At 54.3% G+C, this 14,844-nt stretch carries 12 protein-coding genes; 2 read left to right on the plus strand and 10 right to left on the minus strand.

What is annotated here, in order from left to right; genetic code table 11:
- Positions 1-7 precede the first annotated feature (7 nt).
- From TREPR_RS11715 to TREPR_RS11750, 9 genes are all read right to left on the minus strand, one after another.
- A complete protein-coding gene (locus tag TREPR_RS11715) occupies positions 8-400 on the minus strand; it encodes a ParB N-terminal domain-containing protein (protein ID WP_015708532.1) in 393 nt (130 codons plus the stop codon).
- A gap of 94 nt (positions 401-494) precedes the next feature.
- A complete protein-coding gene (locus tag TREPR_RS11720; protein WP_015708533.1) occupies positions 495-3,215 on the minus strand; it encodes a PBP1A family penicillin-binding protein in 2,721 nt (906 codons plus the stop codon).
- Positions 3,216-3,226: 11 nt separating this feature from the next.
- A complete protein-coding gene (locus TREPR_RS11725; protein ID WP_015708534.1) occupies positions 3,227-3,850 on the minus strand; it encodes a flavodoxin family protein in 624 nt (207 codons plus the stop codon).
- Positions 3,851-4,704: 854 nt separating this feature from the next.
- On the minus strand, positions 4,705-5,706 hold the full coding sequence (locus tag TREPR_RS11730; RefSeq protein WP_015708535.1) for a hypothetical protein: 1,002 nt from the start codon (positions 5,704-5,706) through the stop codon (positions 4,705-4,707).
- Positions 5,703-6,632: a M23 family metallopeptidase gene (locus TREPR_RS11735; RefSeq protein WP_041611660.1), complete on the minus strand. Its 930-nt coding sequence runs from the start codon at positions 6,630-6,632 to the stop codon at positions 5,703-5,705. The genes TREPR_RS11730 and TREPR_RS11735 overlap by 4 nt, the downstream gene beginning before the upstream one ends.
- A gap of 87 nt (positions 6,633-6,719) precedes the next feature.
- Positions 6,720-6,890 carry a 4Fe-4S binding protein gene (locus TREPR_RS18220; RefSeq protein ID WP_015708537.1) on the minus strand — a complete coding sequence of 57 codons (171 nt, stop codon included), beginning with the start codon at positions 6,888-6,890 and terminating at the stop codon, positions 6,720-6,722.
- A gap of 112 nt (positions 6,891-7,002) precedes the next feature.
- Complete coding sequence (locus TREPR_RS11740; RefSeq protein WP_015708538.1) at positions 7,003-8,583, minus strand: 1,4-alpha-glucan branching protein domain-containing protein; 1,581 nt, start codon at positions 8,581-8,583, stop codon at positions 7,003-7,005.
- Positions 8,584-9,276, minus strand: a complete 693-nt coding sequence (locus tag TREPR_RS11745) for a DUF4912 domain-containing protein (protein ID WP_015708539.1) — start codon at positions 9,274-9,276, stop codon at positions 8,584-8,586.
- Positions 9,277-9,374: 98 nt separating this feature from the next.
- Positions 9,375-9,992, minus strand: a complete 618-nt coding sequence (locus TREPR_RS11750) for a flavodoxin family protein (protein ID WP_015708540.1) — start codon at positions 9,990-9,992, stop codon at positions 9,375-9,377.
- Positions 9,993-10,152: 160 nt separating this feature from the next.
- On the opposite strand from TREPR_RS11750, the gene TREPR_RS11755 reads away from it, so the two are divergent.
- The gene (locus tag TREPR_RS11755; protein ID WP_245534729.1) at positions 10,153-12,693 is read left to right on the plus strand and encodes a SpoIIE family protein phosphatase; all 2,541 of its coding nucleotides are present in this window, start codon (positions 10,153-10,155) and stop codon (positions 12,691-12,693) included.
- A gap of 85 nt (positions 12,694-12,778) precedes the next feature.
- Entirely contained in the window at positions 12,779-13,936 is a 1,158-nt protein-coding gene (locus TREPR_RS11760) for an MFS transporter (protein WP_015708542.1), read from the plus strand.
- Between the two features lie 49 nt (positions 13,937-13,985).
- On the opposite strand, the gene TREPR_RS11765 is transcribed toward TREPR_RS11760, so the two are convergent.
- Positions 13,986-14,831, minus strand: a complete 846-nt coding sequence (locus tag TREPR_RS11765) for a M15 family metallopeptidase (RefSeq protein ID WP_015708543.1) — start codon at positions 14,829-14,831, stop codon at positions 13,986-13,988.
- Positions 14,832-14,844 lie beyond the last annotated feature (13 nt).

The raw sequence follows: 14,844 nt of genomic DNA on the forward strand, positions 1-14,844 counted from the left end.
CCCTTTTTCAATCTTCAATCTTAAACAGGCGCTTGAAAAACTTTACCACCGCATTCCAGATGCGGCGGAAAAACTTGGGGTTGCGGAGTCTGTTGATCCGCTCGCTGGCCAGGGCAATTTCATCGGGGGTAAAATCCCGGCGCTGAAGGTTTTCCTCAACCTCGTACTCCAGCTTTGAAAGCTTATCGTTGATGTCCATCACCACGGCATTGATGGTACGCCAGCCCAGATACCGGGCTGCCTCAAGCCGCCGGCCCCCGGCAATGAGTACGTTCTTATTGTTTAAGACGATGGGGCTCATCTGACCGAAGCGTTTCATGCTTTCCGCCAGGGCGGCAATATCCCCCAGATCCTTGCGGATCCGCTTTTTTACAATAATATCATCCAATGGTATCTGCACTTTGCGCCTTATCTCTAAAAAAGTTTTTGGGACTCCCTATGTTATTAATATACCATTTTTACAGAGAATTCAATATTAAGCCCTGTTTTGTCTCTTAATCAAGCAGGGGGTTATAAGACGGAAGTTCCAGGGCAAATTCATCGTCGGGAATTACCGGGTTACCCCGGGTGTTTCTGGACGGAGTCTGGGAAGCTGCTGGTGAAGTTCCGGTGGAGCGCCCTGGGCTTGGTGCTTCTTGCGACGAAGTTCCCCGCGCTGTCCGGGTGGTGGTGGAATTTGCGGTACCCTGAGAAGTATTGCCGGAAGTACGGGTTCCCGGGCGGGGGGCGTTCCGATTCGGCGCTGCCGGACGCTGGAGTTCCGGGGGCAAAAGGTCCATCCGCAGTTCGGGCATCTTTATTTCCCCTAACAGACTATTGCTGTCTATGAGCATGGTGTCAAAGCGCATTTCCTGGTAAAGGGGGGAAGAATTATTCCCGGCGCCGTTATGCATATCGCAGTACCGGGTGGGCTGGGTGCCTTCCAGGAAGGGCATGGTGACATCGGCGGGGCAATTCGGCGTTTTCAGCAGCCCCGATTTGGTACAGACCGTTACATCCACAATGCCCGTGGAGGGTTTAACAAAGTCCTTAAAGGGCAGGCCCTGGTGGATTTCCCGCATAAAATCAGCCCAGACCGGGCCGGCCAGGGTGGAACCCGTAAGATTGACCCCCAGGGAATTGCCGGGCTTGTCAAAGCCGAACCAGATGGCGGTGGTGTAATAAGGGGAATAGCCCACGGTCCAGGCGTCGGACCAGTTCTGAGGGGTGCCGGTTTTCCCCGCCATGGGCATACGGAAACGATTGCCCTGTTCGTCCCGGAAGGTAAACTTTGCCCCCCATTCAGAGGGGTTGTAGAGGGTGCCCATTTCCACGGTTTTTTTCAGCATACTGGTCATCACATAGGCGTTCTGGGGGCTGATAACCTGTATGTCGCTGCCCAGGCGCCGCTGCCGGAGCCGCACTTCCCGCTCTGTATCCAGCACCACCCGGCCATTCCGGTCCTCCACGGCCCGTATGGCGATGGGGCTCACATCCCGCCCCTGGTTGGCGAAGACCGCAAAGGCCCGGGCCATTTGCAAAGGCGCAGCAGAGATAATGCCCAGCCCCAGGGGATAGACCCGGGGGAAGGTCCGCCGTATGGTCGCAGGATCCGTGATCCCCAGGAGGGTTGCGGCCCGGTCAATGGCGGCATCAAAGCCTATAGCATCCAGTACTTTAAGGGAAGGAACGTTCATGGAGTTTGCCAGGGCATCGTAGAGCAGCACCGTGCCCTTCCATTCGCCCCGGAAATTCAGGGGTATATAGGGGGTTCCATCCTCGTTATGGAACACGATGGGCAGATCGTAGATCATTGAGGTGGGGGTAAAAATCCGGGAATCAATAGCTGCCGAATAGTACAGGGGCTTAAAGGAACTGCCCGGCTGGATATTGCCCTGGGTTGCCCGGATGAGCTGATTGGACTCATCGTACTTGGACCCCCCGATCAGGGCAGTGATATATCCGGTTTCATTTTCAATGGAGACCAGGGCCCCCTCGACCACGTTCTTTTCGGTGCTAGTCTTGAGATCCGCAAAAGCGCTGCCGGTTATGACCTTGAGGTCCTGGATGCCGAAGATCAGGGAGGCCATATCCACCACGGGGTTGATGGTCTTGGTATACCGGGAAAAAGCCTTCTGCTTGCCCTGGGCTTCAGAAGAGGCGTGGATGTCCGACAGATCGAAAAACAGGGAAAGCATATCGATCACCGGCACATAGGTACGCTCCGCTTCGGTAAGCCGGTTCCCGCTGGACCGGGTATATTCCTTATTGGCCTTATCCAGCCCCTGTTCCATAAATTTCGCCGCCGCCTGCTGGTGGTTCAGATCCAGGGTGGTGAGCACCGTAAAGCCGTCCCGGTAGTAGTCCATGGTCCCGTACATCATGGAATCCAATTCCCGGCGCACATACTCGCTGAACCAGGGGGCGGCGTCCTCCCGATTGTAGTAGGCCGAGGTCGAAGCCCGGGTATAGTCGTAATTATCCCAATATGCGGCAAAAGAGGCCTCTGCTTCCGCCGGGGTGGTATAGCCGAACTCGATCATCCGGTCCAGCACTGAGCGCTGCCGGTCCCGGGCGATATTGGGGTTATCCAGGGGGTTGTACCGGGAAGGGCTGGACAGCTGGACCGCCAGGATCGCCGCCTCAGCCAGGGTGATCTCCCGGGCGGAATGGCCGAAAAAGTATTTGCTTGCCGCTTCCACTCCGTAGGTTCCAGGGCCCATATACATATAATTCAGGTAGATTTCCAGGATTTCGTTTTTCGTGTAACGCCGTTCCATCTGGAAGGACCACCAAAGTTCCCGGATTTTCCGGGAATAGGAATATTCGGTACGGTCCGTATAGAGGGTCCCTGCCACCTGCTGAGTAATGGTGGAGCCCCCGCCCAGGGACTTGCCGATGAGCTTCCCCAGGGCTGCCCGGGAAATACCCCGGATACTGAAGCCCTTATGGTTGTAAAAGTCCGGGTCTTCCCGGGCCAGGACCGCGTAAATCAGGTGCCGAGGCAGTTCGTTCAAGGAGACCATTTCCCGCTTTTCATCCGCAGAAAATTCGGTGATCAGGGTACCGTTAATATCCACGATTTTTGTGGGCAAGGCCGGAGCGAACTCGATAAAATTTTCCTGGTTTTTGATATTATTTGTTTCCGCCAGGGACAGGCCAAGCCCAACGCCAATAATCACCGCCACAAGAACGGTGATAGCTGCAAATATACGGATTAAAACAGAACCTTTCATCAGTGTTAAGCCTATGGAAGCGGGGGCGTTTTGTCAATGCCGCAGATTGATTGGTCCAAAAGCAGGGCCAGGGCTTTTTTTATCTCTTCCCCCAGGCTGTTAAAATCAACATCTCCACTATCCGTGTTATGGGCTGCTATGGTCCCTTTAAGCTCAGCGTTAAAAACCTTAAAAACAAGTTTAAGCTGCTCCTCCATATAGTGAACGCCCCGGGCATCAGCGGACCCATAGGCGCTTAAGAAAAGAGCGCTTTTAGGTTTTTTGATTGGAATGATCCCCAAAGAAGCCCGCGCTTCAAAATACTGTTGGCTCCTGTCCAAAAGGGCTTTCAAGGGCGCAGGAAACCCCAGCACATACACGGGGCTTGCGATAACCAACAAATCCGCCCTTTGCAGGGCTGCGTCCACAGGAAGAAAGTCGCTTTGCACACAGCCCGATTTTTTTTGACAATACCCGCAGTGGGTACAGGGCTTTAAGCCCAGAGCATAGGAATCAATAATTGTACTCTGTATGTTTTTATCCAAAAGCGCCGCTTCCCGGAGGAGCATATCCGCAAGGGCAGCAGTAACGCCCTTTTTTCTGGGGGACCCTTTGATCAGCAGCAATTCTCTTCCGCCGGATTTCTGTTCGTCCATGACACTCCCGGTAACACTAGGTATAAAAAAAGGGTCCGCCCAAAACAAGCACGCGATACATTGAGCGTGTCCCTCGTACCCCGGCTACACGGTACGCCTCAGTAAAGGCGTGCGCCAGCACGCCTATGGAAACAGGCGACACGGCGAGAGGCCCAACAAAGTTCTGCCCCCGAGCAAAAGCAACAGGCCGAGGCCCCAATGAAGGTAACACCCTCTAATAAAGTAAAAGGGCCCGCCCAAAACAAGCACGCGAAATATTGAGCGTGTCCCTCGTATCCAAGTAACATGGCGTAGGCCCCAATGAAGGTAACACCCTCTACTAAAGTAAAAGGGCCGGCGGAAACCGCCGACCCCTGCCCTTGAGGCATGTCGGAAATATAGTGATTTGGGAGGGGAACTATAGGTCCGACATCTTTAATATCGGTCCTTTCTCCCAAGACTTAACAGCTTGCTACAAAAAACCGGGAAACAGCTCTTAGTTTAACCAACGACGGCGTCTATTCTCCCTGGAAAAAAAGTATCCCCCACCGTTGTGTATATCAGCTATTTTAAGGTAACTATATGGGATAAAGGCAGGGGTGGGCGGGCAAGGCCCCCCGGCCCGTCTCTGGACGCCTGGAAATGCAACCGCCAGGTTGTTAAATAACAAAGGCCGCATGGCGTGGGGCTCAATAAAGGCCGCTACTTGGGATAAGGCATCAAGCCCCCTTCTCTGCTGGAGGAGACCGCGTAAAAGAATGTTGCGGGCTCCGTAAGCAGGCTCTACAGGTTAGGGCCGGGAGGCCTTGCCCGCCCACCCCGGTCACTACCCAGTATAATCACCTTAAACAGAGTATAGCTGATATACAAAACCCTCAATCACTTTCCGAAACATTCACATCCACTGCCAGGACAACCCGGTAGGTTTTTCCCCTTTGGACGGTCAGGGGCTTTACCAGGGAGTAGTCACTCATTTGGAACCGGACCTCGTGGAGACCCGGTTCCGTTGCCAGGGGTAGACGGCTGTTTTCCACGACCTCGTTGTCAAAGAAGACAAGGGCGTTTTCCGGGGCCTCGAAGATAACCAAGGGGGTAGTGTCCTGGAGGGTGATGTCCAGATCCAGGATCTTGCCCCGTTCAATGAGGAAACGGCGGCTTTCATTCCGGTAATCATTGGAGAGGATCATCAGATGGTGTTCCCCCTCCTTCAAAAGCCGCGCTTCCTGGGGCCGTTCCACCACCTCATCGTCGATGAGCACCGTAAAGGGTCTGCCGACAGGTTGTTCCGGGTAGTGGGTGGAGATGCGGACCGCCCCCTCGTCGGAGAGTATGGGCCGCACAATGAGCTGGAAATTCATGGTTTCCACCTCTTCGCTTAAGCCCTTTATAACCGGCATGATCCTGAAGAGGATCGGGAAAGAGGAAGGGGGTATTAGCCTTGTCGGAATCGATACATAGGGGGTGGGCCGCAGGCCATGCCCGGAACGAATAGGTATCTGATAGATGGTCTGAATTTTATTGGGGATGGGCTCGATGCTAAGCTGCAGGGCTTCCAAATCCGCTACTCCCGGCTCGGGAAGGTGGTCAAGGTCCGCGTAAATGACCAGGGCCAGGCTGCCCCGGTGAGGAAGGTAGCTTTGGGGGGCGGTAAATTCCAGCTCAATGCCCTTGAAAAAACGGGTTTCCTGATCCAGGACTATCACCGTTGAGTCTATATAGGAAAGGGTTATGCTTGCTCCCCCAGGGTTGTTCAGAGATACCAAAATATTGCCGGCATTCATCACCCGCAGGGGTTCCGCTTCCAGGGGAAGGGTAAGCAAAACCAGGAAAAAAAACACCCAATAGGGACTGCCGGGCAGTTTGACCGCCCTTTTCATTTTGTAAATAAAAGTCTCCCGGGATCCTGAGCTCTCCCATTCTGCCGCAATTCAAAGTGCAGGTGAGGTCCTGTTGACTGACCGGTTGATCCAACTCGTCCTATAAGACTACCGGATCTGACATTGTTTCGCAAGGCCGTTTCGAATTTAGACAGGTGGCCGTAGAGGCTGGCCCAGTTTTCCCCATGCCGGATGATGATGTAGTTGCCGTATACCGGATCGGTGCCAAGCTCGACCACGGTCCCCTCCCGGACGGCGAATACCTCGGTTCCCTCAGGGGCGGCCAGATCCAGACCCTGGTGGACGGCGAAGTTTCCGGTCACCGGGTTTACTCTGGGGCCGAAGGGGCTGGTCAGACGATAATTCCGCAGGGGATAGCGGAAACCCGTGTTGAGGAAGAAGGCCCGCTCGGTAGGGGAAAAATCATCCCCCGGGATAAAAAGAAAACGTTCCCTCTTTCCGGCTCGGTTTATGGTAACCGGAACCCCATCCAGGCTTGCCCTGCCGGTAAAGATCAGGAGTTCCAGGTCTGATTCGGGGTTTTCGGGGATAAAAACACCCGGCATGGAGGGGAGGATCAACTGGGGCGCCCCGGCAAACCCATCCTTATGAGCCAGCCGGTTCAGGGTGGCCAGGGCCGCATAGGGAATGTTGCACCGCGCTGCCAGGGTAAACACATCCTCACCCGCCCCGAGTTGGTAGGCATATATAGTCAAATCCCCCGCCAGGAGTTCCGCCGTGTCCCCGGTACGGTCCCGGTTAAAGATACGCCGCCGGGCAGCCTCCACATCGGCGATATACTGCCGGAACACCATATCCCCCGGATCCAACCGGGAAATCACCGGAAGGTTGGGCAGACTTTCTTGGGCAGACAGGGAAAGGGCAAAAAAAATCCCGAATACCATCCGGAGGACCCTTTTTTTCATTTTTCGCCCAGGTTCCCGGGCCTGTCCGGGTTTAGACCTAAAAAAAGGCAAGGGTTACCCCTTGCCTTTTTTGCAGTTTCCTGCCGATTAAGCCTCGGAGATTGCATCGGAAGGACAGGCATCAACACAGGTGCCGCAGTCCGCGCATTTGGCGGGGTCGATCCAGCGGAAATTGTCCTTTTCGGAAATAGCTTCCGAAGGGCACTCACTTTCGCAGGATCCGCAATTGATACACTCTTCACTGATCTTGTACGCCATAAAAACCTCTCTCAATAGTATGGTAATTATAAAATAGCATAAAGATTCCAAATATTCAAGATAAACTTTTACCGATTTTGTGCTACCAAGGGACTTTACGGATCCCTGGGGCTCAGTGTTTGCGACGGAAAACCCGGTAATTAATGGTGGGGAAGATATTGTGCCGCCGTTCCAGGGTGGTTAGCCATTCGGTGCTGATATAGCTGCTGCCTAAGGCTTCGTAGATAGTGGTAAAATTCCGCAGCGCCGTTTCAATCTGGTTCCGGGCATAGGCGGAATTTTTCTGTTCATAGAGCATTTTAGGCCAGTCCGAGCTCTGAACCAGGAGTATTTCCCGGGCAGCCTGGTTCAGGGCCCGCTCTTTTAGCCCCGAGTCATCGGGAAACCGTTCCGCCAGCTCAATCATCCGATCCAGGGAACGGATGGCATGGCGGTACAGCCAATCATTGGAGGCGTCCAACCACATTTCGGCATAGCCGTTGGTTCCCCAGGATGAAAATTCCGGCATCATGGTTTCGAAACCTAGGGCATCCTGCTTGTAGAGGTATTCCACAGGGGTCATAAATTGAAGCCCCTCCTGCTTTGCGCCTTCCCTGAACAGGGCTTCAAGGAAATCCGGCCCTTCGTACCAGAAACGACCGAAGCTATCCCCGTCATAGGCGCAGAGGCTCAGGGGTATCCCATCCTGATGTTCCCCGGCGGCTGTGAGCCGGGACATGCGGGAGTCCAGGAAGCTCCGGGCATGCTCCCTAGCCCGTTCCCGGGCTAGTGCAGGATCGTAGAGCTGTTTATTTTTGGATTTGTCCCCCACGGCCCAATATTTATACCCCGTCGCTTTCCGGGCGCCCGAGGGTTCCAGAAAAGATTTTACTGATTCGGCGGGAAGATCGTATCCCGCATCCCGGTAATAATCCCGGTAAAGGGGATCCTGAAGCCCTTCCAACTCCCGGCGGGCATAAAAATCCCTGGCCAGGGCAAATACCCCGGTAGGGGTACTTACGGGGTAAAAACTTCCCCGGGATGCCCCGGGTTCCCCAAGCAGGAGGCTGTGGGAATCAACAATGGTATAGCTGAAATTATAAGAGCGCAGGTATCGGTCTATTTCCGGAGACCAGCCCAGTTCGGGCAGCCAGAATCCGTGGGGAGTACGGCCAAATAGTATGCGGTGGGAGGCTATGGCCACCTCCATCTGGGCTTGGATAGCCTCGGGGTAGCCCGTATAGAGGGGCAAAAAGGCGTAGGTAGCGGCGGTGGTAAGCAGCTCCAAGCGGCCTTTCCGCTGGTAATAATCAAAAATCTTAAGGATATTCCCCTCATAGCGCTCAGTAAAAAGAACCCGTTTATCCACCGCCCTATCGTAAAATTCCAAGGCCAGCCGGTGCAATTCAGGATCAGAGGAGCTGCGATCCAGTTCCTGAACCCCAAATTCGATCTGCCGGTCCACGAATTGCAGGTACCGTTCCAGGAGCAGCTCGTCCCGCAGGAGATGACAGAGGGTGGGGGACAAGGCTAAGGCCATTCTAAAGGGAATATGTTCAGCATCCAAACGGTCAAAGAGTTCCAACAGGGGCAGACAGGTATCCGAGAGGGTTTCAAAAAACCACTGTTCCTCCAGGGCTTGACTGGCTTCGGGATGCCGCACAAAGGGTTTATGAAGGTTCAGAAGGATTGAAATGACCCGGGGCTTACTCAATTACTGCCCCTTGGCATTGGAATGTTTTGGCAGACGGGATAATCGCTGGGTATTGCGGAGTATGGGAAAGTCATCAATACCTGAAAGACGCTGCAAGGGCAGGGGCGCCGGGGATTCACGGTACCGGATTTCCGGCAGCTTCGGCAGCCGGAACAGCCGGGAGACCGCTAAAACATAGGATCCGCTCCCCCGCATAACGCAGAGTTCCACCGTAAAGGACCCACCCTCGGGGGGGAAGCCCAGGTACCAGGCTGAATCTCCGGGGCCTACCGGAATGGTAAAAGAACTTTCTGAGGGAAGCGTAGACGGAACTTTTCCGGCGGCTGTTACCGGAACCACCCTGAGGCAATACCCCCCGAAATCCGGGGCTTTTTCATTGATTTCCTTATCGTGGGCATTAATTTCCCAAAAGGCGAAAGCCCACAGGGGATCCCGAAGTAACACTTCGATAAAAGTTATGTTGTACTGCCTGGGAAGAGGCGCCGAAGCCATTTGACGCCTTTCCACCAGGGGAACCGGGGCTTTTGTATTTTCCCCGCCCTCGGTTTCGGAGAGGGCCTCCAGTAATTCCTCAATGATTATGGCCCGATCCAGGCCAGGGGGAATTTCAATCCCGTGGGTATCCGCAAGCTTGATCAATTCATTAGTTGTTAAACTTTCTAGAGAAGAGCGGTCAGCGTACAGTTCATCCATATCAAGTGATCATGAGAAAAAGACGGCCATGTGTCAATAGATGCACAAATGCTTACGAGTCTCAGTTCCCGGTCAGTAAGCTAGCATAAACCAAGTTGCTAATGTATAAAATTAGTCATAATCCGTTTTTCCGGCTCCGGGGGACTTACGGCTTTTTTTCCTGCTTCCAGGGCTTTGAGGAGCCAGGCCATGTTTCTTCCGGTTACCCGCATGATCTGCATCCCCTCCCCATCCTGCTCCAGTTCTTCCGGGCTGTTCCCGTGGATTACATCCCAGTAAAAGGTGGGGGTGATGATCATCTGGGCCAGGTTCAGGTAGTTGTTGAGCTGGTGAAACACCGCTATGCCCCCGCTGCGCCTGAGGGAAACCACGGTTGCCCCGACCTTATAGCGTAGATCCGCGTGGGGGAAGAAAAGCCGGTCCAGAAAGGACTTAAAGGTCCCGGCCACCCCGCCGTAGTAAACCGGGGAACCCAGGATGAGCCCGTCGGCCTGGATCAGCTTATCCCGGCATTGGTTTACCAGGTCATTGTCAAAGGCGCATCTCCCGGTCTCCCGGCACTTCTTACAGTCTATGCAGCCCCTTATTTCCTTGTTCCCCACATGGATATGCTCTATGGAGATCCCTTCTTTCTCCAGTTCCCCGGTGAGAATCTCCAGGCCCCGGTATATGGTCCCCCCGGAATGGGGGCTTCCATTTAACGCGATTACTTTCATTGTGTACCTCTCTTTACCATACTAATAGTTACAGTTTCTTATCTATATTGTATAGTGTGATTATCGGCCTTCCGATATATTGAAGATAGGTATCGCAATGAATTTTACAAGCCACCATAGGTGGCACCATCCTTTGGTTTTGTGGGTGATTTTCTCTTTATTGGTAGCGGCTTTACCTGTCTATGGTGACGGCGATCCTGGGGCGGACAGGCTGAATCCTGCCACAGCCAGGATTTTCGAAAACCCCCAGCCCGACCAATCCGCCCGGATACTGACGGAGCTTGAGCAGGCCGGGACCGGCAAAATCGGGAATTTCCCCCGGCCCTGGAAACCATCCTGGACCGGACAGGGTAATTGGCACTACCCTTTTGATATGACCCTCTGGATTGTTATTGGAATAGCGATACTGTGCGGAATAGGCATGGTGGCCTCCATACGGGGCATAGCCTCGGTGTTGGCGGACGAGGCAGCGATACGGCTTGAGACCATGGCCCTTATTACAGGAGACCTTATGCCCGGAGAAAAAAACAAACGGCTGAAAAAAATCAAAAGAAAGGGCATGGGCCTGCGGCTTAAGCTGGCTTCCTTTACCATAGCCCTGGTGCTTGCGGTGGTGGTCATTGTGGCGAACCCGTTGTATGTGCTCATGACCAGAACCCAGGAAGAAACCCTTCTCCAGGGCCTCTGGGACCGTTCCACCGTACTAATGGAAGGCCTCGCTTCCAATGCCCGGGCCCATCTTTCCTCCAGGAATATCCTGGAAATGGCGCTGCTCCCGGACCAAATCTCCTCAGTTCCCGAAACCAACTATGTGACCATCTCAGGCTTCAGTCCCGGGGGAACCATTTTTGATGACCATATCTGGGCGACCAATGATCCTGACATTAAGAGCAAGATCAACACCGCCGATTTCCAGCCCGGAGTTTCCCTTATCACCGATGTCCTTACCCCCAAACTGGCGGCATTTACCAGTGAAATGGACGATTCAGCCCTGAAAGCGGTGGGGAATATTCATTACAGTATAACCAGTCTGATCGAGGAAGAGCGCTTTCTGGCCCCCCGTACCGACACCGCAAGCCTCCGCCATATCCAGGACATTCAGGTCAGCGTCAGGGAACTGGAAATCCGCCTGGCCGAACGGCTCACCGAAGTTGCCCGGGATATCCGCTCGGAACCCCATTTCTCCACCAAACACGTTGACCGGTCAAAGGGGACCACCTTTATCTTCTACAGGGCAATCCTGTTCCGCCAGGGTGCGGAAAACGTGTATTTCCGGGGCCTCATCCGGCTGGAAGTTTCCATTGATTCCATCATCGCCCAGATCGCAGAGGGCAAGCGCTCCCTGCTCAGGATCATCCAGGTGGTCGCCCTTACGGCGATCCTCATCGGCATCCTGGGGGCCTTCACCCTGGCAACCCTGATCATCCGGCCCATCAAAAAACTGCTCGCCCATGTGGAGCGGATCAGGGATACAGATGACAAGGCCAAACTCGCCGGGGTTGATATAGACATAAAAACCCATGACGAAATCGCCGTTTTGGGAAACACCATCAATGACATGACCCACGGCCTGGTCAATGCCGCCCTGGCCTCCCAGGACCTGACCATCGGTAAGGAAGTGCAGAAAAAGTTCATCCCCCTGGAAATTGACCATGAGGGGAACAAACTCAGCTCGGGCTTTAAGGATACCAGAAATGTTCAGTTCTTCGGTTACTACGAAGGGGCCCAGGGAGTGTCCGGGGACTATTTTGATTACCAGGATCTGGACGGCCGCTATTTTGCCATCATCAAATGCGATGTGGCCGGCAAGGGAATCCCCGCAGCGCTGATCATGATCCAGGTAGCCACCATGTTCCTCAATTACTGTAAGCAATGGAAACCCACTGAAAAGGGTTTCCACATAGAGGAAGTAGTGTACCAGATCAACGGCTTTATCGAAACCTTGGCCTTTAAGGGCCGTTTTGCCGCCTTTACCCTGGCCCTGTTCGATTCCGAAACCGGAATCATCCGCTTCTGCAATGCCGGGGACAATATCATTCACATCTACGATGCGTCGGCAAAGAAAATGAAAACTATTACCCTTCCCCAGACCCCCGCCACCGGGGTACTTCCCAACTTCGTTGTGGAATCCAAGGGTGGTTATACGGTACAAACCCTGACAATAGGCCGGGGTGATATGCTCCTGCTCTACACCGATGGTATTGAGGAGGCTAAACGCAAATTCCGGGACGCAAGCTTCAAGGAAATACTCTGCACCGAAGGACCCAATGACAGCCCCCACACAAACCATGTCTCAGGCCAGGGCAACGAAGCGCTGGGCGCCGACCGTGTGGAAGCCATCATCAATGCGGTGATGAACAGGGAGCTCTACACCCTCTCCAAATACCACACTGGCGAGGGTGAAGGGGTACTACAGTTCGACTTCTCCAGCTGCAAAGGTACGGTTGAAGAAACCATCATGGCCCTGGTCTCGGTAGAAAAAATGTTCCGCCTGTACAAGTCCCCCCAGGCTGATGAAAATTCCCGAATCCCGGTGGATAAAAAGGTAGACAGTTTTCTGAAACTTCACTTCCGCCAGTACCGTAACTACTGCTCCCAGACCAGGGAAAACCCGGGCAATGATGCGTACATGTACTATACCCATGTCCAGGAGGATGAGCAGTACGATGATCTGACCATTGTTGGTATATACCGGAAATAACCAGCCGTAGTTAATCCTAATTCAGAACCGGACGCACACTGGATTACTTCCATTGTTCCCATTAAACTTGATCTCGGAGGGTGCCATGCATCTGGTTTTTCCCTATTTTACCACCTTCGTTGTCTACGCAGTTATTACCCCCTATCTGCCCATCTTGATACGGGGCCAGGGGTACAGCCCCACCATGGTAGGCATTTTGCTGGGCATCTTTGAAGGCGCCGGAATTGCGGGGCCCTTTTTCTTCGGATACTTCGCCGATAAGATGGGGCAGTACAAGCCGGGCCTCATCCTGGTCTATGTCCTTTTGATAGCAGCGGGAATACCCCTGGCCCTGGTTCATCAGCCCTTGATCAGCGCCCTCCTGATCGCGGTCCTGGGCATGGGGTTCCGTTCAACCACCCCCCTTTTGGACGCCGTGGCTACCATCAATCTGGGAAAAACGGGGAACTATGGCAAAATCAGGGCCGTGGGCTCCCTAAGTTTTATTGTGATGGTCCTTTTTCTCCAGCTGAGCCTCTTTCTTCCGGTGGATACTCCGGTCAATATCGGAATATGGATAGTCCTTTCCTCGGTCTTGGCCCTGTTTTCCATGATCATCATCCCCGGAAAGTACACCGGGGCCAGCAAGTCCGGAACGCCTACTCCGCAGGGGACCGCCTTAGGCCGCAAAACCGGCTTACCCCTGCTTGCGGCAGGGTTGCTCATCATTGCCCTGAACCGCCTGGCCATGGCCCCGGTAAACGGGTTTTTGTCCCTCTATGTGACAGAATCCCTGCACTGGAATGCCGTGGGCCTGGTGTGGGCCCTGGCAACCCTGGCGGAGCTTCCTTTTATGTTCATTTCCAACCGCTTTATCCGCCGTTTCGGCGCCCTTCCCCTGCTGGCAGTCACCACCGCCGCAGTGGGGATCCGGCTGGGTATCTATGTCCTGTTCCCGACCAAGGGGGGCATCATTGTTGCCCAGTTGCTTCACTCTTTCTGCTATGGTATTTTTCATCCTGCGGCGGTGGCCTTTATCGCAAGCTGCGTGCCCCCGGAACGCCGGGCCCTGGGGATGTCCCTGTACCTTTCCCTGGGAACCGGACTCCCCACCCTGGTGGGCAATATCTTAGGCGGTATAATCGTGGAACACCTGGGGTACCGGGCTCTGTTCGGGTCATTTATTTCCTTTGCAGTGCTGGCCCTGATTCTGTATTGCTTTATTCACCTTAAGATCCGGCGCTCCGTGGCCGGCAATTCTTAAGTAACCCTGATAGTTAGTTACCATAAACAGAATTACTACATTACGGATGCTACTGGCTATTCTCCCACTCATGGATAAACTGCAATGCGTACTGCTGTATCCCGTCAAAATAGGTGTCGATAAAAAAAGCCAGTTCCGGCCCCACATAGCGGTAGTGCCAGCTTTCCCAAACATAGCCTGTGACCGCCTCGTAGCCCTGGGGGAAGGACAGGGACCAGCCATAACGGCTGCCGTTTGTCAGGATCCAGCGACCAGAGCGGGTTTCAGCAAAACTGTCGTCGATGGAGCCAAAGTCTACCACCAGGCCGGTCTGGTGCTGGCTGTAGCCAGGCCGGGCGGAAAAGCGGTCTGCCGCCTCCTGACCGTCTTCCCGGACATACCGGGCATATAACTCTTCCTGGTAATCGTAGGACCGGTAGCTTGAGGAAGCCAGGAGTATCGCTCCATCGACCTGGGCAGCGGCGGCCATGGTTTCCAGGGCCCGGGCGGCTTCCCGGCGGAGCATGAGGCTCCGGCGGTTTATCTGGTAGGCGCCCCCCCTAAGCTCCTCAAGGTCCGCAGGCTCATAGTGGTCCGGCAGGGGGTGGGTCTTGTCCACCAGGCGGCGGAGAAAGGGGTCCCCTTCCATACAGGCTAAAAGGTCCAGGATAAAATCCGGGCCCTCCGTTGCGGCGGCCAGGACACGCCGGGAAAGATCCCCGGGAATCAATGCATCCGACAGGGCTCGCTGGAGTTTGTCAAAAAAAACCAGTTCCTCCTCCCCGCCAGCCTGACCGGTTCCGGCAGTATCCCCGCCAAGGGCGGCACTGTTTCTGCCGGCAGAGCCCGCCGTGTTTTCAGCGGATGCCTGTGAAGCAGCCCGAGAACAGGAACACAGCATTACTAACAGGAACACCGGCAATATCCTG

This window comes from Treponema primitia ZAS-2 (assembly GCF_000214375.1).
Lineage (GTDB): Bacteria > Spirochaetota > Spirochaetia > Treponematales > Breznakiellaceae > Termitinema > Termitinema primitia.